Source organism: Marinovum sp. PR37, assembly GCF_028807375.1.
Classification (GTDB): Bacteria; Pseudomonadota; Alphaproteobacteria; order Rhodobacterales; family Rhodobacteraceae; genus Marinovum; species Marinovum algicola.
This window is the reverse complement of record NZ_JARAML010000010.1, coordinates 24,463-48,826: the sequence shown is the minus strand read 5'-3', so window position 1 is coordinate 48,826 and position 24,364 is coordinate 24,463. Positions and strand designations below refer to the sequence as shown.

The 24,364-nt window shown below is 66.5% G+C and carries 23 protein-coding genes; 9 read left to right on the top strand and 14 right to left on the bottom strand.

Going from position 1 to position 24,364, the window contains the following annotated elements; translation table 11 throughout:
• Window positions 1–23: 23 nt before the first annotated feature.
• From PVW49_RS10530 to PVW49_RS10490, 9 genes are all read right to left on the bottom strand, one after another.
• Entirely contained in the window at window positions 24–1,514 is a 1,491-nt protein-coding gene (locus PVW49_RS10530) for a replicative DNA helicase (protein WP_048532259.1), read from the bottom strand.
• A 224-nt stretch (window positions 1,515–1,738) separates the two neighbouring features.
• Window positions 1,739–2,416 carry an orotate phosphoribosyltransferase gene (locus PVW49_RS10525; protein WP_074837243.1) on the bottom strand — a complete coding sequence of 226 codons (678 nt, stop codon included), beginning with the start codon at window positions 2,414–2,416 and terminating at the stop codon, window positions 1,739–1,741.
• Window positions 2,417–2,473: 57 nt separating this feature from the next.
• Window positions 2,474–3,511 carry a dihydroorotase gene (gene pyrC / locus PVW49_RS10520; protein WP_274590510.1) on the bottom strand — a complete coding sequence of 346 codons (1,038 nt, stop codon included), beginning with the start codon at window positions 3,509–3,511 and terminating at the stop codon, window positions 2,474–2,476.
• Window positions 3,512–3,554: 43 nt separating this feature from the next.
• Window positions 3,555–4,490 (bottom strand): phosphoadenosine phosphosulfate reductase, encoded by a 936-nt coding sequence (locus PVW49_RS10515; protein ID WP_074837245.1) that lies wholly within the window; start codon window positions 4,488–4,490, stop codon window positions 3,555–3,557.
• A 121-nt stretch (window positions 4,491–4,611) separates the two neighbouring features.
• Window positions 4,612–5,652 carry a glycosyltransferase family 2 protein gene (locus tag PVW49_RS10510; protein ID WP_274590509.1) on the bottom strand — a complete coding sequence of 347 codons (1,041 nt, stop codon included), beginning with the start codon at window positions 5,650–5,652 and terminating at the stop codon, window positions 4,612–4,614.
• Window positions 5,653–5,680: 28 nt separating this feature from the next.
• Window positions 5,681–6,379 (bottom strand): FkbM family methyltransferase, encoded by a 699-nt coding sequence (locus PVW49_RS10505; protein WP_274590508.1) that lies wholly within the window; start codon window positions 6,377–6,379, stop codon window positions 5,681–5,683.
• Window position 6,380: 1 nt separating this feature from the next.
• Window positions 6,381–8,708, bottom strand: a complete 2,328-nt coding sequence (locus tag PVW49_RS10500) for a glycosyltransferase family 2 protein (protein ID WP_274590507.1) — start codon at window positions 8,706–8,708, stop codon at window positions 6,381–6,383.
• Entirely contained in the window at window positions 8,705–9,349 is a 645-nt protein-coding gene (locus PVW49_RS10495; protein ID WP_274562431.1) for a sulfotransferase family protein, read from the bottom strand. Before PVW49_RS10495 ends, PVW49_RS10500 begins: the two co-directional genes overlap by 4 nt.
• Window positions 9,346–10,386 (bottom strand): glycosyltransferase family 2 protein, encoded by a 1,041-nt coding sequence (locus tag PVW49_RS10490; RefSeq protein ID WP_274562430.1) that lies wholly within the window; start codon window positions 10,384–10,386, stop codon window positions 9,346–9,348. Before PVW49_RS10490 ends, PVW49_RS10495 begins: the two co-directional genes overlap by 4 nt.
• A 230-nt stretch (window positions 10,387–10,616) precedes the next feature.
• Between PVW49_RS10490 and PVW49_RS10485 the strand changes: the two genes are divergently transcribed.
• On the top strand, window positions 10,617–11,528 hold the full coding sequence (locus PVW49_RS10485; protein WP_274590506.1) for an AAA family ATPase: 912 nt from the start codon (window positions 10,617–10,619) through the stop codon (window positions 11,526–11,528).
• 96 nt (window positions 11,529–11,624) lie between these two features.
• A complete protein-coding gene (locus PVW49_RS10480) occupies window positions 11,625–12,884 on the top strand; it encodes a vWA domain-containing protein (protein ID WP_074837252.1) in 1,260 nt (419 codons plus the stop codon).
• A gap of 50 nt (window positions 12,885–12,934) precedes the next feature.
• On the opposite strand, the gene PVW49_RS10475 is transcribed toward PVW49_RS10480, so the two are convergent.
• On the bottom strand, window positions 12,935–13,393 hold the full coding sequence (locus PVW49_RS10475) for an Lrp/AsnC family transcriptional regulator (protein WP_048532249.1): 459 nt from the start codon (window positions 13,391–13,393) through the stop codon (window positions 12,935–12,937).
• 141 nt (window positions 13,394–13,534) lie between these two features.
• Here PVW49_RS10475 and cysG point away from each other — a divergent pair, with 141 nt between their 5' ends.
• From cysG to PVW49_RS10445, 6 genes are all read left to right on the top strand, one after another.
• A complete protein-coding gene (gene cysG, locus PVW49_RS10470; RefSeq protein ID WP_274590505.1) occupies window positions 13,535–14,950 on the top strand; it encodes a siroheme synthase CysG in 1,416 nt (471 codons plus the stop codon).
• Window positions 14,950–15,249, top strand: a complete 300-nt coding sequence (locus PVW49_RS10465; protein ID WP_048532247.1) for a DUF2849 domain-containing protein — start codon at window positions 14,950–14,952, stop codon at window positions 15,247–15,249. The genes cysG and PVW49_RS10465 overlap by 1 nt, the downstream gene beginning before the upstream one ends.
• A gap of 42 nt (window positions 15,250–15,291) precedes the next feature.
• Window positions 15,292–16,956, top strand: coding sequence for a nitrite/sulfite reductase (locus tag PVW49_RS10460; protein WP_274590504.1), 1,665 nt, complete (start codon window positions 15,292–15,294; stop codon window positions 16,954–16,956).
• A 45-nt stretch (window positions 16,957–17,001) separates the two neighbouring features.
• Window positions 17,002–17,748, top strand: a complete 747-nt coding sequence (locus tag PVW49_RS10455; RefSeq protein ID WP_274590503.1) for a phosphoadenylyl-sulfate reductase — start codon at window positions 17,002–17,004, stop codon at window positions 17,746–17,748.
• Entirely contained in the window at window positions 17,745–18,143 is a 399-nt protein-coding gene (locus PVW49_RS10450) for a DUF934 domain-containing protein (protein ID WP_074837256.1), read from the top strand. Before PVW49_RS10455 ends, PVW49_RS10450 begins: the two co-directional genes overlap by 4 nt.
• A gap of 108 nt (window positions 18,144–18,251) precedes the next feature.
• Window positions 18,252–19,100 (top strand): ferredoxin--NADP reductase, encoded by an 849-nt coding sequence (locus tag PVW49_RS10445; protein WP_048532243.1) that lies wholly within the window; start codon window positions 18,252–18,254, stop codon window positions 19,098–19,100.
• 186 nt (window positions 19,101–19,286) lie between these two features.
• Here PVW49_RS10445 and infC read toward each other — a convergent pair whose 3' ends face one another.
• On the bottom strand, window positions 19,287–19,784 hold the full coding sequence (gene infC / locus PVW49_RS10440) for a translation initiation factor IF-3 (RefSeq protein ID WP_244526523.1): 498 nt from the start codon (window positions 19,782–19,784) through the stop codon (window positions 19,287–19,289).
• A 258-nt stretch (window positions 19,785–20,042) separates the two neighbouring features.
• Between infC and PVW49_RS10435 the strand changes: the two genes are divergently transcribed.
• On the top strand, window positions 20,043–21,206 hold the full coding sequence (locus PVW49_RS10435; protein WP_274590502.1) for a hypothetical protein: 1,164 nt from the start codon (window positions 20,043–20,045) through the stop codon (window positions 21,204–21,206).
• Between the two features lie 58 nt (window positions 21,207–21,264).
• Here PVW49_RS10435 and PVW49_RS10430 read toward each other — a convergent pair whose 3' ends face one another.
• The 3 genes from PVW49_RS10430 to PVW49_RS10420 form a co-directional block, all read right to left on the bottom strand.
• Window positions 21,265–22,254, bottom strand: coding sequence for a molybdopterin-binding protein (locus PVW49_RS10430; RefSeq protein WP_274590501.1), 990 nt, complete (start codon window positions 22,252–22,254; stop codon window positions 21,265–21,267).
• Window positions 22,251–23,210 carry an XdhC family protein gene (locus tag PVW49_RS10425; protein ID WP_274590500.1) on the bottom strand — a complete coding sequence of 320 codons (960 nt, stop codon included), beginning with the start codon at window positions 23,208–23,210 and terminating at the stop codon, window positions 22,251–22,253. Before PVW49_RS10425 ends, PVW49_RS10430 begins: the two co-directional genes overlap by 4 nt.
• 210 nt (window positions 23,211–23,420) lie before the next feature.
• Window positions 23,421–24,362 carry a Gfo/Idh/MocA family oxidoreductase gene (locus tag PVW49_RS10420; RefSeq protein WP_074837260.1) on the bottom strand — a complete coding sequence of 314 codons (942 nt, stop codon included), beginning with the start codon at window positions 24,360–24,362 and terminating at the stop codon, window positions 23,421–23,423.
• Window positions 24,363–24,364 lie beyond the last annotated feature (2 nt).

Genomic DNA, 24,364 nt, shown 5'->3' with positions numbered 1-24,364 from the left:
CCTCGGCCGCGGCTCCGAAAGTTCTAGAAGTTCTGGCCGCCGCCGTCCTGTTGCCAGGGTTTGACGAGGTTGCCGAAACGGGTGAACTGGCTTTCAAAGCTCAGCTCGACGGTGCCGATCGGGCCGTGACGCTGCTTGCCGATGATGACCTCGGCCTTGGCGTGCAGGCGTGACATGGCCTCCTGCCATTCCGCCATCTTGTCGAGTTCGTGATCGCCGGGTTTTTCCCGTTCCTTGTAATATTCCTCGCGGAACACGAACATCACCACGTCGGCATCCTGTTCGATCGAGCCCGATTCCCGCAGGTCCGACAGCTGCGGCCGCTTGTCCTCGCGGCTTTCCACCTGACGCGAGAGCTGCGACAGCGCGACCACGGGAATGTTCAGCTCCTTGGCGATGGCTTTCAGGCCCATCGAGATCTCGGCGATCTCCTGCACCCGGTTGTCGGCGGTGCCGCGCGCGAGTTGCAGGTAGTCGATGATCAGAAGGTCGAGCCCGTGGGTCCGCTTGAGCCGCCGGGCACGGGCGGCAAGCTGCGAGATCGGAATCGACGGCGTGTCGTCGATATAAAGCGGGCAGGCCTCGAGCGCCTTGGCGGCATCGACGAAGCGGCGGAATTCCTCTTCGGTCATGTCGCCCTGGCGGATCTTGTGGCTGGAGATCTCGGAGGCTTCGGCGAGAATACGGCCGGCCAGCTGCTCGGCGCTCATCTCGAGCGAGAAGAAGCCCACCACGCCGCCGTCGATCGCGCCTTCGCTGCCATCGGGACGCAGGCCGCGCTTGTAGGCCTTGGCCACATTGAAGGCGATGTTGGTGGCCAGCGAGGTCTTGCCCATCGAGGGCCGCCCGGCCAGGATCAGAAGATCCGAAGGGTGCAACCCGCCCAGCTTCTTGTCCATGTCGATCAGCCCGGTCGAGAGCCCGGCCAGCCCGCCCTCGCGCTGATAGGCGGCATTGGCCACATTGACCGCATCGGTGACCGCCTTGAGGAAGGACTGGAACCCGCCCTCGGTCTGGCCCTGTTCGGCCAGCTTGTAGAGCTTCTGCTCGGCCTCGACGATCTGTTCGCGCGGCTCTGACGCCACATCGACCCGCGCTGCCTTGGCCGAGATGTCGCGGCCCAGCCCGATCAGGTCGCGGCGCACCGCGAGGTCATAGATCATCTGCGCATAGTCGCGCACCGCAAAGGCGCTGACCGCCGCGCCCGCCAGCCGCACCAGATAGGCGGCGCCGCCCAGCTCCTGAAGGCCTTCGTCATCTTCCATGAAGGCCTTGAGCGTGACCGGCGAGGCCAGGTTGTTCTTGGCGATGCGGGCGGCGGCGATGTCGAATATCCGCGCATGCACCGGTTCGTAGAAATGCCGCGCGCCGATGATCGAGGCGATGCGGTCGTAGACGTCGTTGTTGGTGAGAATTGCCCCCAGAAGCTGCTGCTCGGCCTCGATCGAATGCGGCATTGTCTCTTCGGATTGAATCTCCACGCCTGTGGGATTGATCGTTGTGATCTCGTTCATTGTGCCCGCTCTTGTCTTTGCCCCATGGTGCCCAGTTCTAGCCAAACCGGGGCCACCAATCCATCTGGATAACGCTGTGGATACCCCGCAGGGATAACTTTTGTGACCTTAGGTCACATCGCTTTTGCCTCGGCTCATATGGTAGCCGATTACAGGCGTTCTGCCAAATGTTGAATGTACCGGTGAGTCGCGGCCGGGTTTTCCCCAGCCGTCCACAGGTGGATTTATTTCTTGTTGGCTTCCTGCCACTTACGTGGATCGTTCAGGAAGGTCTCGACCTCCGTCAGCGTTTCGGCGGCGAATTTGCCCTGGCGCCTAGCCTCGGCCAGCACGTCCCACCAGGTGCAGAGATGGTGCAGCGCGACACCGTGATCGCCCAGCGTCTTCTCGGTCTCGGGGAAGATGTCGTAATAGAAGATCACCGCCGTATGGCCGCAGCTGGCGCCGGTCTCGCGGATCGCATCGACAAACGACAGCTTGGAGCCGCCGTCGGTTGTCAGGTCCTCGACCAGCAGCACCCGCTCGCCTTCGGACATCGCACCTTCGATCCGGGCGTTGCGGCCGTAGCCCTTGGGCTTCTTGCGCACATAGGTCATCGGCAGCGCCATGCGCTCGGCCACCAGCGCGGCAAAGGGGATGCCGGCCGTCTCGCCGCCGGCGATATTGTCGAAGGCCTCGAAACCGGCCTCGCGCATCACCGTGACGGCGAGGAAGTCCATCAGCGTCGACCGGATGCGCGGAAAGGAGATCAGCTTGCGGCAGTCGATGTAGCTCGGCGAGGGCAGGCCGGAAGCCAGGGTATAGGGCGCGTCGGTGTTGAAATTCACCGCGCCGATTTCCAGCAGCATGCGGGCGGTCAGGCGGGCGATTTCTTCCTTGGCGGGATAGGTCGAGGGGATCATGGCGAGGGTCCGTTGCTGTGGCAGGCGGTGGATTGCGTATTTGGAAAGAGAAGAAGATCAGGCGACATGCCAATGCACCGGAACGCCCGGGTCGAAGACGGTGACGGGGCCGTCCTCGGTCTCGATCTTGTCGGGGAAGGTCACGGCGTCGCCCCTGGTGAGGGTGAGGGTGGCGTCGTTGACCGGCAGGCCGTAGAAGCCGGGGCCGTTGAGCGAGGCAAAGCCTTCGAGCTTGTCGAGCGCGCTTTCCTCTTCGAAGACATGGGCGAGCAGGGCCATGGTGTTGGTGGCGGTGAAACAGCCGGCGCAGCCGCAGGCGCTTTCCTTGTTCGGGTCGGTATGCGGCGCGCTGTCGGTGCCGAGGAAGAAGCGCGCGTCTCCGCTTGTGGCGGCAGCACGCAGAGCGAGGCGGTGTTCCTCGCGCTTGGCCACCGGCAGGCAGTAGTAATGCGGCTTGATGCCACCGACCAGGATGTGGTTGCGGTTGATGATCAGGTGATGGGTGGTGATCGTGGCCCCGAGGTCGCGGTCGTTCGCCTTGACGTAATCGACGCCGTTTTTTGTGGTGATATGCTCCATCACCACCCGCAGGCCGGGGGTGGCGCGGCGGATCGGGTCGAGCACCCGGTCGATGAACACCGCCTCGCGGTCGAAGATGTCGATATCGGCATCGACCACCTCGCCATGGACGCAGAGAGGGCAGCCGATCTCGGCCATCCGTTCGAGCACCGGACGCACCCTGTCGAAATCCTGAACGCCGCTGGCGGAATTCGTCGTCGCACCGGCCGGGTAGAGCTTGACCGCGGTGATCAGCCCGCTGGCATGGGCGGCGGCCAGGTCGTCCGGGTCGGTGTCCTCGGTCAGATAGAGCGTCATCAGCGGGGTGAAATCCGCGCCCTCGGGCAGCGCCGCCAGGATGCGGTCGCGATAGGCCGCGGCATCGGCGCCGGTGACCACCGGGGGCACCAGATTGGGCATGATGATGGCGCGGGCGAAATGGCGTGTGGTTTCGGGCAGGACGGCGCGCAGCATGGCGCCGTCGCGCAGATGCAGGTGCCAGTCGTCGGGGCGGCGGAGGGTCAGGCTCTGGGTCATGCGCCAGCAGTTACACCAGCCGCGTGAGGGGTGCCAGAGGGCTTTAGCCGGCCTTTTTCTTGTCGGCCACGATCTCGTCGAGCCGGCGCTGGAACTTGGGCGCGCTCTGACGCGAGACCACGAAGCGGCAGAGCCGTTCGGCCAGCGCGGTGCGCCGGTCGCGATCCAGCGCGCCGAGCAGGTTGCGCAGATAGGGCGGATGGCTGCGCCGCGCTCGCATCAGCCGGTAGAAGCTTTGCGGGTCGAGCTTGCCGGTGCCGGCCTTGGCGAGAATGCGGAACAGGACCGACATCTCGAGCAGGTCGCTCTGGATCGTGTCGCCGAGGCCCGGCACCGGCAGCAGCGTGGTCTGCGGCCCGTGAAAGAGCGCGGCATGCATCGCGTCGAGCGGCTCGCGCGGGTCATAGATCACATACAGCTGATCGGCGCCCTGCGACATGTCGGGGGCATAGCCGTACCGCGAGGTGAAATCCATCGCGCGCAGATCGGTGAACCGGTCGTCCCAGCCGGCAAGCCGCGGATTGAGCGTCGCCTGCGGCTGGATCGCCACCACCGTCGCGCCCGGTGCCGCCACTGAAAAGGCCGTTGCCGCATAACCGCAGGGCCCGGCGCCATAGAAGATCACCCGGTCGAATTCGTCGAAGAAGCCATCGTCGGTCAGCTCGTCGAAGAATTCATAGACCTCGCCGGTGCGGAACCATGTCTCGCCGTCGCAGACCACGCCGAGATGCGACCAGCCCATCGCGCGCACCAGATCGAAGCCCAGCGGCTGGCCGGTCTCCGACAGGGCCTGGATGCCCTGAAAGCTTTCGAAGGTCACCAGCAGCGTATCGCCTTCCTCGATGAAGGCGGCGGCGTGTTTCGGGCCGAGCGGGGCATAGAATCCCTCTTCCTCGGCGATGTCCTTGAGCGCGCCGAACCACTTTGCCTTGGGCAAGGAAGTCATCGGCGCGTCAAATGTGTTCAGCGTGTCCTGCATCGTCAATTCCTCGGAGCGCACGCGGCTTTTGCGCGATTACCTCAGGGTTAAACGACAATTTAGGCGAAAGTTGGAAGAATTCCCCGAGGAACAAGGCGAATTCCTGACGAATTCTGCCTATTCAGGGGCTTAGTCGCTGGCTTCGCCGGGCATGGGCAATCAGCTTGCGAGCGGCGTCGCGCGGGAGGGGATGCGACGGCGGGGTCATCATCAGGCGGCCGAAGAGCGCGCGGTAGTCCTCGGTCTGCATCAGCTCGGCAAATCGTGCATGACGCCAGGCCACCGCCGCGGCATGCAGGCGGGCCAGCTCGGGGTCGGCGGCCAGCCGGGCGCGCTCCGCGGCCACCTCGGCGCCAAGCCGCAGGATGCTGCGATCTTCCTCGGTGTTGAAATTGCGGTCGGTCCAATAGTCCATGCCGAGCCGGTCGTCGGAATGCACCGCCCGGCCGCGGGCGGATTTCAGGACGAAGCTTTCCATCGCCCCCAGCGCGTAGTGATTGAGCTGGGCGAGGCGGCAATGGCGTTGCCCCAGCGGCGAGAACACCCGCCGGTCATGCGCCTGCAAATCGAGCGTGCGGCCCGCGCCATCGCGCCACTGCACCGCGCGGCCGTCGCGCAGCCCGCGCGGGCGGTGCACCCCCAACTGCCGGAAGCTTCCGTCGTTGCGATAGAGCGTCTTGAACATCTGCGCCCGCCACGGCCAATGCATCACCTCGGGGGCCGCGCGGGTAAAGACCTCGGGCACCGGGGCGTCGCGCCAGGCGATTTCGCCGGCATTGCCGAACAGCCGCCAGGTCAGGGTGATGGCGCTGGCTCCGGGCAGGGCGGCGATCAGATCGGGCAGCTGGTGGCCGCCGGTGTGAATGTTGACAAATTCGTCGATGTCGAGCGCCATCAGCCAGTCGGCCTTGCGCACCGGCTTGACCTTGCCCGCCAGCTTCAGCCCGGTGAACTGGATACCGGCCTGATGATAGGGCCCGTCGTTGCGGATGTGGGTGACGCCCCCCAGCGCCGCCAGCCGGTCGGCGATCAGATCGGTGCCGTCGGCGCAATCATTGGTGCAGATCACCACATGGGAAAAGCCCACCGTCCGGTGATGCGCCAGCCAGTCGAGCACAAAGGCGCCTTCGTCGCGCAGGCACAGGACGGCGGTGGCCTGCATCAGCGGGCTCCGGCGGGGGACATGCGGCTCACCATCCCCGGCGGAAGGTCACGACCTTGCCATGTGAGGCGCGCGGGAAATAGCTCAGCCCCGCGCCCTGCATGGCGTCGAACACCGCCTGAACACCGGACTGGCCGATCCATTGCGGATGCAGCTCGATCACCGCCGCGCGCAGCGACGACCAGTCGCCGGCCGGCAAAAGTGCGGCCTCGCCACCCTCGATGTCGCAGATCAGCACCTCTGGCCGCACCTCCTCGAGCACCGGGTCGATGGCCTGGCGCGCGACCTCGACGGTACCGGTGATGGCGCCGGGATCGACGGTGCCATCGAGCGACGAGCTGAGGATATTCTTGCGCAGGTAAAACGGCAGCGGGGCGCCACCCTCGGGGGTGAGCAGCGCATTGCGCAGCTCGATCCGCTCGGCATCATTGGCGGCGTGCATCCGGCGGATATGCGGGATCAGCGCCGGGTTGGCCTCGTAGCTCACCAGCCGCCCGGCCTGTCGCTGGGTGGCGATCAGCGTCGAGACATAGCCGATGCCGCCGCCCAGTTCGAGCACCCGGTCGCCTTGCTGCACCACCCGCATCACGGCCTCGCATTCCTTGCGCTCAAAGGTCTCGGCCCGAAGCGCGGCACGAATCCGGCCTGTGGTGATGCCGGGATGGCGCGGCACCCGCATCCCGCGCGAGCGGATAAAGCCCCGGGCGGGCGGCGTCTCGACGTTCATCTCAGGTCTCCATGTCGAGCGCCAGCGCATAGGCCGCGCGTTCGGTTTCGGTCAGGCGCAGGGCCATGGCCTGGTCGTAAAGCTCGGCGAATTCCGGCACCTGCCGCAGCTCGGCGGCCTTGGCCCGGTGCCAGGCCAGCCCCCTGGCGTGCCACTCGGACAGCACCGGATCGGCCAGCAGCCGGTCGTATTCCGCCCGCACCCGCGGCAGGTTGCGCTTTATGGTGATGTCGCGGTGATCGTTCCAGTCCATGCGAATCCAGTAGTTCAGCCCGATGGTCCGGTCGACATGCAGCGCCCGGCCGCGCTGGCGCTTGATCAGGAAGCTCTCGGCCGAGCGCAGGGCGTAGTGGTTGAGCTGCAAGAGGTCATAGCCGATCGAGCGCTTGGAATTGCGCCAGCCGTTCTTCTTAACCTCGTCGCCCATCGGCAGGCCCGAGCCGTTGACCCAATGCACCCGCTCGGCCATGTCCGGCACAAGCTTGTTGGGCCGGTGGCAGGAGAGTTTCTCGTAGGCGCCGATATTGCGCACCATGGTCTTGAACCCCCAGGCGGTGTGCGGCTTGGGGCAGAACTTCGGCGCGCAGCTGTCGAATTGGTCGATGACAAAGTTGTCGTCGAGACTGGTGACACCGTTGTGGCCGAACAGCCGCCAGGTCATGGCGACATTGGTGGCCTCGGGCACCCGGTCGAGGAAATCCTGAAGCGTGCCATTGCCGCAGCGAATGTTCATGAATTCATCGACGTCGATATGAATGATCCACTTGGCCTGGCGGATCACCGGCTCTTTCAGCGACTGGTTGAGCGCATATTGCTGCGGCGACTTGCCCGACCAATTCTCGTTGTCGCGGTGCTCGATCATGCCAAGGGTTTGCAGGCGATAGAGGATCTCGTCGGTGCCGTCGGCGCAGCCGTTGGTGTAGATCAGGAAACTGTCGATGCCGATGGCGCGGTGGTAGGCGATCCATTCCAGGATGTAGGGCGCCTCGTTCTTCATGCAGCCGACAATGACATTGCCGCTCGAGCCCGGCGGCAGGCGGCGCGCCGGAGCCGGGGCAAAGGCCTGCGCCAGCTCTTCCTCGTTGACCCGCCCGAGCCGGTTGTGCGGCGCGAATGGCCCGCCCCGCAGTTGCGCGAATTTCTCTTTCGCCAGCTGCGGCATCAGCGCGGCGGCCTGGCGCGACAGCCCAGCGACATCGGCCTCGTTCGTGGCGCGGTCGGCGGCGCGCGCCTCGCGGGTGGATTTTTCGATCCGGGGGAGGGCCGCCAGCAGGTGTTGCGAGGCGCGGTAGCCCTCCGTCGTCTCGGCCTCCTGCCAGCGCGCGAGCGGTCGGTCGGCGGTAAAGGCGGGGGCCAGGGCCGGCGTCTCCTGCGCAAGTGCCGCCAGGTCGCCGGCAAACCGCGCGGCGATCGGCGCCAGCGTTCCGGCCTGCATCGCCGGGCCGGGCAGCCGCAGATCGCCCAGCATCCGTTTCCAGATCTGCCGCGATACGCGGTGATCGCCCTGTGCCAGAAGCCGGGTGAGGACATCGTTGAACTGCCGCGCGCGCGCCATCCATTCCGCCGACGACATGGCGGGCGCGGTGATCGCCTCATGCTTGCCGATCTGCGCGTCGAGGCCAAGGCAGGTGCGCAGCTCTTCGGTCACATCCTCGCGGCAGAGTGCCGCCACGTCCAGCGGCCGAAACCGCACCGATCCGGCGCCAAAGACCGCCTCCCAATGGCGCCGCAGGGCGGGGTAGTCGAGCCAGGCCGGCGCCATCTGCACCTCGGGGAATATCCCCTGGTCGGGGCGCGCCCGGGGCCGGTCGGCCAGCGCCGCCGCCCACCAGTCGGGGCAATCGGCCAGCCGCAGTTCGAGCTCGAGCGGCCGCATCCGCCCATCCAGAACCTGCACGATATACTGCCGCAACAGCATCCGCGCCGGGCAGTCCAGATGGGCAATCACCTCGACCCGATCGGAAATCGGCGCCAGTACGGCCTTCAGCCGCTCCAGCTCGGAGCCGGTCAGCAGGCTGCTGCCGAACTGATGCGCCGAGAGGATCAGATGCCCGGCGCCGCTGGCCTCGACCTCGCGTGCCAGCGCCTCGGTCACATCGGCACGCAGCTGCGCCTGCCGCTCGGGCGCGGCAAAGCCCCGGTTGTGGCGCAGGGTGTCCACCGCGCCGGGATCGCTCACCGCCATGAACAGCCGCGTGTGGTTGCGCGCGCCCGGCGTGCGGGCAAACAGCACGCCATTGCGCAAGAGCTGCCGCCGCTTGGCGTCCAGCACCTGCTGAAGCCGGGTCGTGGCCCAGAGGTCGGGCCCGATATGCAGGCTGATCTTCATGCGCTGTCATCCTCTTGCGCGGCGCGCACCGGGTTCACGTTGGTTTTGCCCCACCATGGCAGGTCGCGGCCCAGGAACGCGCCGATCCGCGCCGGCGCCGCCCCATCGGCCACGTCGATCCGCAGGAACTCCTCACAGCCGGCGAAATACCGGTCGAGCGCGGCGTAATGCCCGGCGATCCAGGTCTCGCGTTCGCGGGTCGTCACGCCATAGCCGGCGGGCAGGCCGGGAATATCCGCCGCCGGGAGCCGCTCTGTCCCGAGGTTCGACCAGCGCAGCATGGAATCCGCGATCTCCTCGGGCCGCCGCCAGGTCGCCAGAAACCGCGTGCCCGGGTGACAGGCGCGAATGGCGGCCAGCAGCCCGAAATCGAACTGCGGCCAGATCGAGCGCGGCGGGCGCAGGGCGTTGATCTCGGCAAAACCGTCAAAGACGTCGAGCCCGTGCAGCGGATCGCCGCGCAGGAAATAGCCATCATACATCATCTCGCCGACGAACCGCCCGTGCAGTGCGGCCTCGTCGGTCTGCACCGGCTTGATCCGGTGATCGGCCACATGCAGCCCGGCCTTGCGCAGCGCGCGGGCCAGCGTGGTGGTGCCCGATTTCGGCAGCCCGAGGTTGATGACCCGCAACCGGCTCATGGCAGGGCCAGAACCGGCGCGGCGCCGATCCGCGCCAAGAGCTCGTCTTCGCCCGGCGGCAGGGTCGACGCCGCGCGCAGCTGCGCCTGCATCGCCTGATACCGCGCCTGCTGCACCAGCGCATCGCGCCGCGCCCGGTGCAGGCGCACGCATTCCGCATGCAGCTCCGCCACGCCGGGCAGCGCCTTCAGGGCCGCGATCTGCGCCTCGAGCTTCGGCAGCATCCGCAGGATCGAGGGCTCTTCGCAGGCGCCGTCGTTGCGCTCGCGCCAGTAACTGTCGTCGAATTCCCGGTTCTCGCGGTTGACGTCGCCGCGGTCGTTCTTGACCAGGTAACTGTCGAGCGAGCGCAGCGCGTAATGGTTCAGCGTGGCGAAACTGCGCGCACCCTTGGCCGGGAACTTGCGGATCCGGCGCTTGTTGGCGGCCCGCAAAAAGGCCTCGGGCACATCGCGCCCCGCACCGTCCTTCCAGACCGGTGCCGCCGCTTTGTTTGGCTTGTGAAACGGTCGATGCGCGCCGTAATATTGCAGCGGAAAATCGCGCCGCACCAAAGTCTTGACCTCGATCGCGCTCTCGCCGCACCAGAGGTCGGGGGCGTGGCAGCGGGTGAACTGGCCGATCACCGGCCGGTCTTCGAAACGCGTGACCCCGGCATTTGCAAAGAACCGGAAACTCACCGAAATGGCCTGCGGATCGCCACAGGCCGTGATCAGCGCCGGGATGCTGTGATCGCCGACGTGGATGTTGAGGAACTCGTCGACATCCGCCACCCAGAGCCAATCGGCGGCGTGCACCATCTCCTGCCCGCGGGCGTGTTTGAGCGCTTCCATCTGGTAATTGCGGCCTTCGGCCGGATTGGCCAGATGGGCCACCACGCCATGCGCCGCCAACCGATCCAGCAACCTGTCGGTGCCATCGGAGCAATCGTTGGAATAGAACAGGTGATCGCGCACGCCGATCACCCGGTTGTAGGCAATCCATTCCAGCAGGAACGGGCCTTCGTTCTTGACACATGTCACGGCGGCTATGCGCATGAAACCGCACCCTCACCGTCGTGTTTGACGCTCTGCATTGCCGCCCCGTGATCGCGGATCGCCGCGATACTGCCGCCTCTTGGTTATCTTTTTGCAAAAACTCGCATGTTGCCGGCCCTGCGTCAATTGCGCTGCCGCCGGGGCGGGCGAACCGGAGGCAACGCGACTTTTGTCGTCTTGACCCCAAAGACGGCGCGTGTAGCCCTTGCTGCACAAGGGAGAGGGCTTGAATGACACAGACACCGGCAAGCATCGACGCGGTTCAGACCATGCTGGGCGCTCAGGATTACGTCTGCGACCGGGCGCTCGGCACGGTGGCCTTTCTGGCGCTCACCCTGGGCAAGCCGCTGTTTCTCGAGGGCGAGCCGGGCACCGGCAAGACCGAGATCGCCAAGGCCATCGCCCGGGGCCTCGGCCGCCGGCTGATCCGCCTGCAATGTTACGAGGGGCTCGACGCTGGCTCGGCGGTCTATGAATGGAATTTTCCGGCCCAGATGGTGGCGATCCGCACCGCCGAGGCCGAGGGCGTCGCCGACCGCAACCTGCTGAAATCCGAGCTCTTCGGCCCCGACTACCTGATCGAACGCCCGCTGCTCGAGGCGATGCGGCCCGACGAGGCCGGCGCCCCGGTGCTGCTGATCGACGAGCTCGACCGCACCGACGAGCCCTTCGAGGCCTTCCTGCTCGAGGCGCTGTCAGATTACCAGGTCACCATCCCCGAGCTCGGCACCATCAAGGCGCCGGAACCGCCGATCGTCATCCTGACCTCGAACCGCACCCGCGAGGTGCACGACGCGCTGAAACGCCGCTGCCTTTACCATTGGGTCGATTACCCCGATTTCGGCCGCGAGATGGAGATCCTGCACGCCCGCGTGCCCGAGGCCGCCGACACCCTCTCGCGCGAGATCGTGGCCTTCGTGCAGCGCCTGCGCACCGAGGACATCTTCAAGCGCCCCGGTGTTGCCGAAACCATCGACTGGGCGAAATGCCTGCTCGCCCTCGATGTCATCGCGCTGTCGCCGCAGGTGATTTCCGACACCCTCGGCGCGATCCTGAAATACCAGGACGACATCGCCCGCCTGCAAGGCTCCGAGGCCAAGCGCATCCTCGACGAGGCCCGCGCCTCCCTCGAACCCGCCTGAACCAGAACGCCGAAACCGCCAGATCCACAGACTGATCCTTCTTCTGGCCCAAAATATTCCCGGGGGTCCGGGGGCAGCGCCCCCGAAAATCAACAGATGCCAGAATACGCCCCGCTCGAGCTGCCGGAAAACCCGGCCCTCACCGCCAACATCACCCATTTCGCCCGCGCGCTGCGCAAGGCCGGGCTGCCGATCGGCCCCGGACGGGTGATCGAGGCGATCCGCGCGGTCGAGGCGGCGGGCTTCACCGAGAAACGCGACTTCTACTGGACGCTGCATTCGGTCTTCGTCAACAAGCCCGAGCAGCGCACCGTCTTTGCCCAGGTCTTCCGCCTCTACTGGCGCGATCCGCGTTACATGGAGCACATGATGTCGCTCATGCTGCCCGCCATCCGCGGTGTGCAGGAAGAGCGCAGCGCCAAGGCGGCCGAGAAGCGCGCCGCCGAGGCGCTGCTCGACGGCGCCGAACTGCCCGAGCCCGAGACGCCGCCCGAGAGCGACGAAGAGGAGCCGCTGATCGAGGTCGATGCGGCGCGCACCATGTCCTCGGAGGAAAAGCTGCGCAGCCTCGATTTCGAGCAGATGAGCACCGAGGAGATGGCCCGCGCCCGCCGCATGCTGGCCCGGCTCACCCTGCCGGTGCCGCCGATCAAGTCGCGCCGCTCCCGCGCCAGCCATCAGGGCCACCGGGTCGATTTCGGCAGGACCCTGCGGCTCTCGATGCGCCGCGGCGGCCAGCTGCGCGAGCTGGCGCTCAAGGAGCCGCGGCTGCGCTGGCCCAACCTGGTGGTGCTTTGCGACATCTCAGGCTCGATGAGCACCTATTCCCGCATCATCCTGCATTTCCTGCACGCGGTCTCGAACGAGAAGGGCGCGGGCTGGGCCCGGGTGCATGCCTTCACCTTCGGCACAAGGCTGACCAATATCACCCGCCATCTGGCGACCCGCGATGTCGATGCGGCGCTGGCCGCCGCCGGGGCCGAGGCGCAGGACTGGGAGGGCGGCACCCGGATCGGCGACTGCCTGCACGATTTCAATCGCGACTGGTCGCGCCGGGTGATGGGGCAGGGGGCGGTGGTGCTGCTGATCACCGACGGGCTCGACCGCGGCGATCCGGATGCGCTCGACAAGACCATGGAACGCCTGCACCTGTCCGCGCGCCATCTCATCTGGATCAACCCGCTGCTGCGCTGGGACGGATTCGCCGCCCGCGCCACCGGCATCCGCACCATGCTGCCGCATGTCGACACCTTCCGCGCCGGCCACAACATCGACAGCCTCGAAGCGCTGGCCGAGGCGATCTCGAAACCCAACGACCCCGGTGAGAAGGCGCGGCTCATGGCCGATCCGGGCTGATCCGATCCGTCAACAGACCGGCACCGATCCAGGGATGGATCGGCCGCCGCTCACAACGCCAGCGCCGTCGTCGACTTGATCTCCTCCATCGACAGCAGCGCGGTGACATTGTGTACCTTCACCTCTGATATCAGCGCCTGGTAAAACGTGTCATAGGCCCGCGCGTTCGACACCCGCACCTTGAGGATATAGTCGATATCGCCGGCCAGCCGATGCGCCTCCTGCACCTCGGGGCGTTCCTTCAGCGCCTTCAGAAAGGCCTTCTGCCAGGTGGCATCATGTTCCGAGGTGCGGATCAGCACGAAGAAACAAGCCTCGAAGCCCAGCTTCTCGGCATCGAGCTGCACGGTCTGCGCGCCAATGATCCCCGCCTCGCGCATCTTGCGGATTCGGTTCCATACCGGCGTCTTGGAAGAGCCCACAACCTTGGCAATCTCGTCCAGCGAGCGGCTGGCGTCCTCTTGCAGCGCCTTGAGGATTTTCCGATCGGTGTCGTCGATACGTGCCATCTGTCCGGCCTTTCCCGCGTTTTTGAAACAAGCGTTCCTTCTCTGCGCCCCATTAGAACGAGCATCCTTAAATCCGCAACCCACTAGCGCCAAAACGGGAAGATTTCCTATATATCCTCCTAGGACAGGCAGGAGAGTCAGATGCAGCATTTTCCGATCTTCGTGAACCTCGCCGGGCAGCGCGTCGTTGTCTCCGGTGGTGGTGAGGCGGCGCTGGCCAAGCTGCGGCTGCTGTTCAAGACCGAGGCTGCGCTCGTGGTTTATGCCGCCGATCCCGCCGGGGAGATCGTGCAATGGGCCGAGGCCGGGCGCCTGACCCTGGTGCGGCGCCCGCTGGCCGAAGGCGATGTCGCCGGCGCGCGGCTGTTCTATGCCGCCGACGAGGACGCGGGCGAAGATGCCCGCACCGCGGCCGTGGCCCGCGCCGAAGGCGCGCTGGCCAATATCGTCGACAACCTGCATGACAGCGAATTCATCACCCCCGCCATCGTCGACCGGGATCCGGTGACCGTGGCGATCGGCACCGAGGGCGCGGCCCCGGTGCTGGCCCGCGCCATCAAGGCCGATCTCGAAGCCCGGCTGCCGGTGCGTCTCGGCCCGCTGGCACGGATCGGCAAGGCCTTTCGCAAGATGGCCGATGCCCTGCCCATGGGCCGGCCGCGCCGCGATTTCTGGGCCGATTACTATTTCAACGCCGGCCCCCGCGCCTTTGACGAAAAGGGCGCCGAGGGTGCCGATGCGGCGCTGAAGGGCCTGCTGACCGATCACCTCTCGCGCCAGTCGCGCAAGGGCCACGTGGCCTTTGTCGGCGCCGGCCCGGGGGATCCCGAGCTGTTGACGCTCAAGGCCCGCCGCGCGCTCGACGAGGCCGATGTGGTGATCCACGACCGGCTGATCAGCCCCGAAATCCTCGAGCTGGCGCGCCGCGAGGCCCTGTTGCTCGACGTCGGCAAGGAGGGCTTCGGCCCCTCGACGAAACAGGAAGACATCGATGCGCTGATCGTCGATCATGCCCGTCAGGGCGCCCAGGTGGTGCGGCTGAAATCCGGCGACAGCACCGTCTTCGGCCGGCTCGACGAAGAGATCGACGCGGTCGAGACCGCCGGTGTGAGCTGGCATATCGTGCCCGGCATCACCTCGGCCTCGGCCGCCGTCGCCGCCATCGGCCAGAGCCTGACCAAGCGCGGCCGCAATTCCTCGGTCCGCTTCCTCACCGGTCACGACACCAAGGGCTTTGCCGATCACGACTGGCGCACCCTGGCGCGCGAGGGCGAGGTCGCGGCGATCTACATGGGCAAGAAATCCGCCCGTTTCATCCAGGGCCGGCTGCTGATGCACGGCGCCGATCCCGCCACCCCGGTGACACTCATCGAGAATGCCTCGCGCGCCGAACAACGCATCCTCGAGACCTGTCTCGCCGATCTTCCCACCGATCTCGCCGCGGCTTCGGTCGATGGCCCCGCGCTCACCTTCTATGGCCTCGCCCCGCGCGAAGCGGCCCTTGCCCGGCAGGGGATGGCCCACAAAGACCTCACACTGACACAGGAGCTTGCCTGATGCCCCGTCCCTTTACTCCCAAGGTGATCACCGCCAATGCCCTGATCGAGGGCGATGTGGTCTATCTCACCGAAGACGACCGCTGGAGCCGCGCGCTGAAAGAGGCCGAGGTCATCACCGACGAGGCCCATGCCGAGGTGCGCCTGCTCGACGCCTCGTCGCGCCATGCCGAGGCGGTGGGCGTCTATCTCGCCGATGTGGCGGTGAAGGACGGCACGCCGGAACCCACCCATTTCCGCGAAGAGTTCCGTCGTACCGGCCCCTCGAATTATTTCCACGGCAAACAGGCCGAAGGCTGAGGTCCACCCCGATCTCGCCCCAGCCCAACGCAAGGATACGACATGTACAGCTATACCGACTTCGACCGCGCCTTCCTCGCCGAGCGCAACCGCCAGTTCCGCGCACAAGTGGAACGCCGTATCGACGGCTCGCTGACCGAAGATGAATTCAAGCCGCTGCGCCTGATGAACGGCGTCTACCTGCAACTGCATGCCTACATGCTGCGGGTCGCCATTCCCTATGGCACGCTGAATTCGGCCCAGATGCGCCAGCTGGCGCTCTTGGCCGAGAAATGGGACAAGGGCTATGGCCATTTCACCACCCGGCAGAACATCCAGTACAACTGGCCGAAACTGTCGGATATCCCCGACATGCTCGACGCGCTGGCCGAGGTGAACCTGCACGCCATCCAGACCTCGGGCAACACCATCCGCAACGTGACTTCGGATCATTTCGCCGGCGCCGCCGCCGACGAGGTCGAAGACCCGCGCCCCACCGCCGAGCTGATCCGCCAGTGGTCCACCGACCACCCGGAATTCCAGTTCCTGCCGCGCAAGTTCAAGATCGCGGTGATCGGCGCGCCCAACGACCGCGCCGTCATCAAGTCGCATGACATCGGCGTCGAGATCACCGAACAGGACGGCCAGCGCGGCTATCGCATTCACGTCGGCGGCGGCCTCGGCCGGACCCCGATGCTGGGCAAGGTGGTCCGCGAGTTCCTGCCCAAGGCCGACCTGCTGCCCTATCTCGAGGCCATCGTCAGCGTCTACAACCTGCTTGGTCGGCGCGACAACAAGTACAAGGCGCGGATCAAGATCACCGTGCATGAAAACGGGCTCGAGAAGATCCGCGATCTGGTCGAAGAGCGCTTCGCCCTGCTGAAATCGCAGTTCGGCGGCGTCGATCAGGAGATGCTGGCCGCGATCGAGCCGCAGTTCGCCGCGCCCGACTTCCGCGATGCCGCCACCGGCGCCTTCGAGGCGGCCTACAGCAACGACCCGACCTTCCGCTCCTGGGTCGACACCAATATCGCGGCCCACCGCCGCGCCGATCATGCCATCGTCTCGATCTCGCTCAAGGCGCATGGCAAGACCCCGGGCGATGCCACCGGCGCACAGATGCGGGTGATGGCCGACCTGGCCGAAGAACATGCCTATGACGAGCTGCGCATCAGCCACGAGCAGAACGTGATCCTGCCGCATGTGCCCAAGGACGCGCTGCCGGAGCTCTACCGGGCGCTCAAGGCCGAAGGCCTCGGCACCGCCAACATCGGGCTGGTGTCGGACATCATCGCCTGCCCGGGCATGGATTACTGCGCCCTGGCCACCGCCCGCTCGATCCCGATCGCGCAGGAGATCGCCACCCGTTTCGACGAACTCAAGCTGGAGCATGAGATCGGCGACCTGAAGATCAAGATCTCGGGCTGCATCAACGCCTGCGGCCATCACCACGTGGGCCATATCGGCATTCTCGGGCTCGACCGGGCGGGCGTGGAGAATTACCAGATCACCCTCGGGGGCGACGGCACCGAAACCGCGAGCATCGGCACCCGTGCCGGGCCGGGCTTTTCGGCGGATGAGATCGTGCCGGCCATCGAACGGCTGGTGGTGGGCTATCTCGACCTGCGCAACGACGCCGACGAGACTTTCCTGCAAGCCTATCGCCGGCTCGGGGCCGAGCCGTTCAAGGCGCTGCTCTATCCGGAAGCCCGCGAGAAGGCGGCCTGAGACAGCCGGGCCGTTCACCCTTTCAAGCTACGCAAAGGCGATACAGTGACCCATGTCACCGACATAAAAGACCTGCGCGACACCATCGCCAGCCTCAACACCGAGTTCCGCCACCACGGCGCGACCTCGGTGCTCGAGGCGGCGCTTTCGCGGCCCGAGTTCGGCAAGATCGCCATGGTCTCCAGCTTCGGCGCGGAATCCGTGGCGCTGCTGCATCTCGTGGCGATGGTCGACCGCACCACCCCGGTGCTCTTCATCGACACCCAGATGCTCTTTGCCGAAACCCTGGTCTATCAGACCGAGGTCGCCGAGCGGCTGGGGCTGAAAAACGTCCGCGCCATCCATGCGGACCCGGGCGAACTGGCGCGCCGCGACCCGGACGGGCGGTTGCACAAGACCGATACCGACGCCTGCTGCACCCTGCGCAAGACCGAAGCGCTCGACGGGGCGCTGGCCGGATATGACGGCTGGATCACCGGCCGCAAACGCTTTCAGTCGGGCACGCGGGCGCAGATGGAGTTCTTCGAGATCGAAGCGGCCACCGGCCGGATCAAGGTCAACCCGCTGGCTTTCTGGGCGCCGGGCGACGTGGCTGCCTATATGGAAGAAAACCGCCTGCCGCGCCACCCGCTGGTGGCCCAAGGCTATCCCAGCATCGGCTGCGCCCCCTGCACGTCCAAGGTGAAACCGGGCGAAGACCCCCGCGCCGGGCGCTGGCGCGGCGAGGAAAAAGAGGAATGCGGCATCCATTTTGTCAACGGCAGGATGGTGCGAAAAGGAGAGACAGCATGACGGATACGGTGATCGTGCGCGACACGGGCTTTGCGCCCGAGGATTTTTTCGATGCCTTCGACGGCGAAACGGCGCTTGATCTGGCCTCGGACGCCGATGTCGAGGCGGTGGCAGACACATTTTCCGGGCTCCGGATGATCCGGGTGGATTTCCCCAGCTTCGCCGATGGCCGGGGCTTTACCATCGCCCGGCTGCTGCGTCTCAAGGGGTATACCGGACGCCTGCGCGCCCGCGGCCATGTGCTGGCCGACCAATATGCCATGGCGCGGCGCGCGGGCTTCGACGAGGTGGAGATCTCCGCCGATCTCGCCGCCCGGCAACCCGAGGACCAATGGGTCTTTCGCGCCGACTGGCAGGGCCATGACTATCAGTCGCGGCTGCGCGCCGGCGTCTGACGGGCCAGAACCGGAGGGCAGGGGACGCGCCCGCGACAGCGCGTCCCTTTCTCTGCCTTGCAGCAACGTTTAAAGTGAGGTGCCGGCCAACCGTGCCGGCAGGATGAAATGACAGAGTTGACCAACGTGACCGAAGCCAAAGCCATCAAAGTGCCCACCCTGCCGGACGCCCAGACCGTGACGTCGGTCACCCATTGGACCGACCGGCTGTTCTCCTTCCGGGTGACGCGGCCCGCCAGCCTGCGCTTCCGCTCGGGCGAGTTCGTGATGATCGGCCTGATGGGCGACCCGCACCCCGAGACCGGCAAGGTCAAGCCGCTGCTGCGCGCCTATTCCATCGCCTCGCCCTCCTGGGACGAGGAGCTGGAGTTCTATTCGATCAAGGTGCAGGATGGCCCGCTCACCTCGAAGCTGCAACACATCCGGCCCGGCGACGAGATCATCCTGCGCCCCAAGCCCGTGGGCACCCTGGTGCATGACGCGCTGCTGCCCGGCAAGCGGCTGTGGTTCTTTGCCACCGGCACCGGCTTTGCGCCCTTCGCCTCGCTGCTGCGCGAGCCGCAGACCTACGAGGATTACGACGAGATCGTCATCACCCACACCTGCCGCGAGGCCGGCGAGCTGACCTATGGGGCTGAGCTGATCGAGAGCTTGAAGGCCGACGAACTGCTGAACGAGGTGATCGGCGACGGGTTCTGGAAGAAGATCAAGTACTACCCCACCACCACCCGGGAAGAGAGCGCCAAGAAAGGCCGGATCACCGACCTGATGCGGTCTGGCGAGGCCTTTGCCGATCTCGAGGTGCCGGCGCTCAGCCCCGACACCGACCGCGCGATGATCTGCGGCAACCTGGCGTTCAATCTCGAGCTCAAGGAAATGCTCGAAGGCTACGGCCTGGTCGAGGGCGCGAACTCGAACCCGCAGCATTACGTGGTCGAAAAGGCCTTCCTGGACTGACTGCACTCCCCGAGGGCATTGCCAAACAGAAGAGGCAGGGGATGCGTCGTCCTGCTTCCTTTTGCTCCAAATCCCTCGGGGTGAGGCCGCAGGCCGAGGGGCAGAGCCCCTGTCACGCCACAGCCGCCAAACGCGAAACGCCGGAGCAAATGCCCCGGCGTTTGTCGTTTCGGTGCCGAAACGCGTCTATTTCTGTGGCAGCGGGCCGATCATCATGATCATCTGACGGCCTTCCATCTTCGGCATATTCTCGATCTTGCCGATTTCCTTGACGTCTTCCGCCACCCGTTCCAGCAGTTCGCGGCCCAGGTTCTGGTGCGCCATCTCGCGGCCGCGGAACCGCAGGGTGACCTTCACCTTGTCGCCGTTCTCGAGGAACTTGAAGACATTGCGCATCTTCACGTCATAGTCGTGGGTGTCCGTGTTGGGACGGAACTTCACCTCTTTGACTTCGATGATCTTCTGCTTTTTGCGCGCTTCGGATTCCCGCTTTTGCTGTTCGTATTTGAACTTGCCGAAATCCATGATCTTGCAGACCGGTGGGTTGGCATTGGGCGAAATCTCGACGAGATCGAGCCCCGCGTCTGCGGCCATTTCCATCGCGCGGGCCGGCGATACGACGCCGACATTTTCGCCTTCGGCGCCGATCAGGCGAATCTCGGGGGCTCGGATACGTTCATTCACGCGCGGGCCGGTGTCTCTTGTCGGGGGCGCGTTGTGAGGTCTGCGGGCTATGACGTTGTTCCTTTGACAGTTTCAGACATGAAATCAGGGCTGCAAGGTAGTGGGGGGCGGACGGTCTTTCAAGCGTATAATCGGCGCAAGGGGGGCGCCCCGGGCGCTTTTCCCCTTGCCTATGCTGCAAGTGCAGCGCAGGTCTTGGGGCGAGAGGGTCGCGGATCGTCGCCGGCCCCGAAAACCTAGTCTGAGGGATTTCACGAGATGAAGAACAGCACCTGGGTAGTGGTTGCCGTTGTCGCCGCCGTGGCGGTGGGCGCGGGCGTGTATCTCAACCGGACACCGGAGGTCAGTGTGCCTCCGGTCGCCGATGTCGCCACGCCGGTTGAAGAAGTCACGCCGGTTGAAGAAGAGGTGGCGGTGCCGGGAGAAGAGGGCGCCGAAGAGCTGGACCTTGCCGCCGAAGAGGCGGAAGAGCCGGCCGATGCGATGCAGGACGCGGCCGACGAGATGATCGAGACCGTCGAACAGGCGACCGATGAGGTCGCGGGTGCGGTGGAAGAGGCCGTCGATCAGCTTGAAGAGGCGATCGAAGCCGCCGGCGCGCCGGAGACCGCTGAACCCGAGGCGGACGGGACGTCCGAGGCTGAGATGGCCGGCGAGGCTGAAGCAGACATGGCGGCGGGTGACGCGGCCGAGGCCGACGCGGCGGCTGACGCGGATATGGTCGCCGAGGATGCGGCCGCGGCGGATTCGGGCAGCGACGCGGACATGGCGGCGGGTGACGCGGCCGAGACCGATCCTGCGGCGGACACCGATGCGGCGACAGATGACGCGTCCGGCGCGGACACAGGGGCCGATGCGGACATGGCGGCGAACGAGGGCGCCGGGGCCGAATCGGAGGGGGCCGCCACGGAGGCTGGTGCCGGGGCCGATGCGGCGGCCGAGGTGGCGGTTGATGACGCCAGGGCCGCGGATCTGGCAGAGGCCATGGAAGACGCGGCGGACAGCATCGCGGCGGCGGTGGACCCCGCGCCCGAGCCTGAGGCAGAGGCCACGGATCCCGCCGCCGACATGGCCGATGCCCCGGCCGAGGAGGGCAGTGCAGTGGCCACTGATGACGCGGAAGCGACCACCGACGAGATCGGCACGGCGATCACCGAGGCCATCGAGCCCGCGACAGAGCCCACCGAAGGCGCGGAAGAGACCGCCGCGCCGGCGTCTCCGCAAGAGCTTTTGACCGTCGAAGGCTTTGACTACGACGCGGTGATCGCGCTGATCGACGACTCCGAAGAGGTGAGCCCGCTGCTCAAGACGCCGCTGAAACAGGCGCTGGAGCAGGCCCGCGACAATCCCGATTTGCTCGCGGCCGCGCTCGAAAGGGTGCGTGATGCGCTGGGCATCGAAGCGCCGGCCGCTTCCGAATAAGGCAGCGCCAACAGGACAAGCCGCGCCCGGCCTCGAACGGGCGCGGCTTCTCGGGGTGTCAGCCGCGACGCGGCTGCGGCCGCGTCGGGATCTCCTTGAGCAGCCCGCCGACCCCCATGGCGGCGATGTCGGCATGGCTGACCGCGATTCCGCAGGCCACTCGCGCCAGCACCCAATCGGCGCCATTGAGCGCCGGTGCCCGGGCGCACCCCGGCAGGCCGATCACCGGACGCCCGGAAAGCGCGCCCAGAAACAACAGGTTGCCCGGATCGACCGGCATGCCGAAACGCTCCACTGTGCCGCCGGCGTAGCGCAATGCCTCAGGGGCCACGTCATGCGGGTCTGAGGTGGCCGATCCGGTGAGGACAAGCGCCAGATCGCTGCCGACGCGGCCCAGCGCCTCGGCAATCTCCGGCATCCTGTGCGGTACCATGACCACCTGGTCGAGCGTCATCCCCAGCGCGGCGAGTCGCCCGCGGATGGCCGGCACGCCTTTTTCGCCGGCGCCGCCGGGAATTTCCGTCACGATCAGCGTCGCGGTGGCCAGCACCGGGCGGGCCAGCCGCACCGCGCCCCGGGCGATCTCGCAGGCGGCGGCCAGGTCGGCGCCGGGAACGGCGTAAGAGATGATCTTGACCGTTCCGACCATGCCGCCCTCGGCCATCTGCCGGCAGGCGGGTACGGTGGCCAGGGTGATCATCGGGTTGATCAGGTTGAGCCGGCTCAGCCGCGCCACATCGAGCACCGCCACGCCGGGGCCCTCGGCCAGCAGGTTGACCCGGCCGGTAAACGCCTTGGTCAGTCGCAGCCCGGCGGCCTGCGGATCGGGCACCAGGGCGGCGGCAAGCCGGGCGGCGGCCTGGTTTTCATGCACGTCACCGGGGTCGAGCCGGGCCACGATGACCTCGGTCTCGCCGGCCCGGGCGAGATCGGCCAGATGCGCCGGCGTCAGCGTCACCCCCTTGCGCAGCCGCTGGCCGTTGAGCCGCACCGAATGGGCCAGCACCGCGCCTTCGGCTTCGGCCAGCGGGAGGGGGCCGAATTTCATCCGCCTTTCCTCAGAACGCGGATCATCTCGGCAAGGATGGAAACGGCGATTTCCGCCGGGCTGGCAGCGCCGATATCAAGCCCGATCGGGCCGTGGATGCGGGCGCAATGCTCTGGCGCAAAGCCGGCCTCGGCCATCCGTTCGAGCCGCTTGCCATGGGTCCGGGTGGAGCCCAGCGCGCCGATGTAGAAGACATCCGCCGCCAGCGCTGCCATCAGCGCCGGATCGTCGAGCTTGGGGTCATGGGTCAGCAGGCAGAGCGCGGTGCGGTTGTCGAGGCCAAGCTCGTCGACCGCCGCGTCGGGCCAGTCGTGCAGCAGGCGAGTGTCGGGAAAACGGGCGGCAGAGGCAAAGCTCTCGCGCGGGTCGATCACAACCGGATCATAGCCGATGTCACGGGCCATCGGCACCAGGTGCTGGGCGATATGCACCGCGCCGACCACGATCAGCCGCAGCGGCGGGTTGTGGATCGCCACGAAAGTCTCGCCGTCCGGCTCGAAGCCGGAGCGGTCCATGCGAAAACGGCTGGCGTGGCCTGCGCTGTCGAGCCGGCGCGCGCCGCTTTCGATGTTGACCACATAGGCTGCCGGGCGGCGGGCAGCGCGGGCGGCGGTCAGCTCGGCCAGCAGAGGTTCGGGCAGGGCGGTGCCGATGGGTTCGACCAGCACCTTGATGGTGCCGCCGCAGGCCAGGCCCACGGCAAAGGCATCGCCGTCCGAGACGCCGTATTCCAGCACCCGCGCCGCGCCGGCCTCGAGCGCCTCCAGCGCCTCGACCACCACGGCGCCCTCGACGCAGCCGCCCGAGACCGAGCCTTCGATCTCGCCCGCGCCGCTGATCGCAAGCTGCGCGCCGATCCGGCGCGGCGCGCTGCCCCAGGTTTCGATCACCGTGGCCAGGGCCGCGCCCGTGCCGGCGCGGTGCCAGTCCAGTGCGGTTTCCGCTATGCCCTTCATCTCAGGTCCTCCCGCGCCGCAGTCTATCAGCTTTGGCGGGGGTGTCTCGCCCCATCGGCCCGGACTTTGGTCGCAGGGGTCGCCCCTGCAAGACACCCCGCCCCGGGCCCGACCCGGCGCCTCCTGGCAGAACCGGATGGCAGCCGCCGGAGCGGCTCCGCGACGGGGCGCCTGTCTCGGCGCGGTCTTGCCGGAGACGTGAAACGGCGGTCAGAAGCTCTGTTCGATCCGGTCCAAGGTCTTCATCGCCGCCAGCACGTCATGCACCGAGCCATTGGGTTCGCGGCCCTCCTCGATCGCCGAGATGAACTCGCGGTCGATCAACTCGATGCCGTTCGACGACACCGCCACATCGCTCAGGTCGATGGGGTTTTCGTTGCCGTCAAACAGATCGTCGTACCGCGCGATATAGGTGCCGTTGTCACAGATATAGCGGAAGAAGGTGCCCAGCGGCCCGTCGTTGTTGAACGACAGCGACAGGGTGCAGAGCGCGCCCGACGGGGTCTTCATGCCGATCGACATGTCCATGGCAATGCCCAGCTCGGGGTGGTGCGGGCCTTCGAGACCGTAGGCCTGGCTCACCTCTTCGCCGGTCTGGTACTGAAACAGATCGACGGTGTGGCAGGCATGGTGCCAGAGCAGGTGATCGGTCCAGCTCCGCGGCTCGCCCTTGGCGTTCATGTTGGAGCGGCGGAAGAAGTAGGTCTGCACATCCATTTGCTGTATCTTCAGCGCGCCGGCGGCGATCTTGTTCTGGATCCACTGGTGCGAGGGGTTGAAGCGGCGCACCTGTCCGGCCATCGCCAGCACGCCGGTCTCTTTTTGCACTTTGCAGATCGCCTCGCTGTCGGCCAGCGAATCCGCCATCGGAATTTCGATCAGCACCGGCTTGCCGGCTTTCATGCAGGCAATCGCCTGCTCGGCATGGAGCTGTGTCGGCGTGGCCAGGATCACCGCGTCGACGTCGTCGCGGGCGAGACATTCCTCAAGCGTGGTGGCGGCGTGGCCGATGCCACGCTCCTGCGCCAGCGCGTCGATCTTGGCTTGGGTCGGGCCCATGACCGAGGTGACATCGACCCCGTCGATGGCGGCCAGGGCGTCGAGATGTTTGATGCCGAATGCGCCATAGGCGCCGGCGACACAAATCCGCATGT

What these genes read in the sequence shown, in the direction of transcription:
- PVW49_RS10530 (WP_048532259.1), bottom strand. Translation starts at nt 1,514, where the DNA reads ATGAACGAGATCACAACGATCAATCCCACAGGCGTGGAGATTCAATCC.
- PVW49_RS10525 (WP_074837243.1), bottom strand. Translation starts at nt 2,416, where the DNA reads ATGATCCCCTCGACCTATCCCGCCAAGGAAGAAATCGCCCGCCTGACC.
- pyrC (WP_274590510.1), bottom strand. Translation starts at nt 3,511, where the DNA reads ATGACCCAGAGCCTGACCCTCCGCCGCCCCGACGACTGGCACCTGCAT.
- PVW49_RS10515 (WP_074837245.1), bottom strand. Translation starts at nt 4,490, where the DNA reads ATGCAGGACACGCTGAACACATTTGACGCGCCGATGACTTCCTTGCCC.
- PVW49_RS10510 (WP_274590509.1), bottom strand. Translation starts at nt 5,652, where the DNA reads ATGCAGGCCACCGCCGTCCTGTGCCTGCGCGACGAAGGCGCCTTTGTG.
- PVW49_RS10505 (WP_274590508.1), bottom strand. Translation starts at nt 6,379, where the DNA reads ATGAACGTCGAGACGCCGCCCGCCCGGGGCTTTATCCGCTCGCGCGGG.
- PVW49_RS10500 (WP_274590507.1), bottom strand. Translation starts at nt 8,708, where the DNA reads ATGAAGATCAGCCTGCATATCGGGCCCGACCTCTGGGCCACGACCCGG.
- PVW49_RS10495 (WP_274562431.1), bottom strand. Translation starts at nt 9,349, where the DNA reads ATGAGCCGGTTGCGGGTCATCAACCTCGGGCTGCCGAAATCGGGCACC.
- PVW49_RS10490 (WP_274562430.1), bottom strand. Translation starts at nt 10,386, where the DNA reads ATGCGCATAGCCGCCGTGACATGTGTCAAGAACGAAGGCCCGTTCCTG.
- PVW49_RS10485 (WP_274590506.1), top strand. Translation starts at nt 10,617, where the DNA reads ATGACACAGACACCGGCAAGCATCGACGCGGTTCAGACCATGCTGGGC.
- PVW49_RS10480 (WP_074837252.1), top strand. Translation starts at nt 11,625, where the DNA reads ATGCCAGAATACGCCCCGCTCGAGCTGCCGGAAAACCCGGCCCTCACC.
- PVW49_RS10475 (WP_048532249.1), bottom strand. Translation starts at nt 13,393, where the DNA reads ATGGCACGTATCGACGACACCGATCGGAAAATCCTCAAGGCGCTGCAA.
- cysG (WP_274590505.1), top strand. Translation starts at nt 13,535, where the DNA reads ATGCAGCATTTTCCGATCTTCGTGAACCTCGCCGGGCAGCGCGTCGTT.
- PVW49_RS10465 (WP_048532247.1), top strand. Translation starts at nt 14,950, where the DNA reads ATGCCCCGTCCCTTTACTCCCAAGGTGATCACCGCCAATGCCCTGATC.
- PVW49_RS10460 (WP_274590504.1), top strand. Translation starts at nt 15,292, where the DNA reads ATGTACAGCTATACCGACTTCGACCGCGCCTTCCTCGCCGAGCGCAAC.
- PVW49_RS10450 (WP_074837256.1), top strand. Translation starts at nt 17,745, where the DNA reads ATGACGGATACGGTGATCGTGCGCGACACGGGCTTTGCGCCCGAGGAT.
- PVW49_RS10445 (WP_048532243.1), top strand. Translation starts at nt 18,252, where the DNA reads ATGACAGAGTTGACCAACGTGACCGAAGCCAAAGCCATCAAAGTGCCC.
- PVW49_RS10435 (WP_274590502.1), top strand. Translation starts at nt 20,043, where the DNA reads ATGAAGAACAGCACCTGGGTAGTGGTTGCCGTTGTCGCCGCCGTGGCG.
- PVW49_RS10430 (WP_274590501.1), bottom strand. Translation starts at nt 22,254, where the DNA reads ATGAAATTCGGCCCCCTCCCGCTGGCCGAAGCCGAAGGCGCGGTGCTG.
- PVW49_RS10425 (WP_274590500.1), bottom strand. Translation starts at nt 23,210, where the DNA reads ATGAAGGGCATAGCGGAAACCGCACTGGACTGGCACCGCGCCGGCACG.
- PVW49_RS10420 (WP_074837260.1), bottom strand. Translation starts at nt 24,362, where the DNA reads ATGCGGATTTGTGTCGCCGGCGCCTATGGCGCATTCGGCATCAAACAT.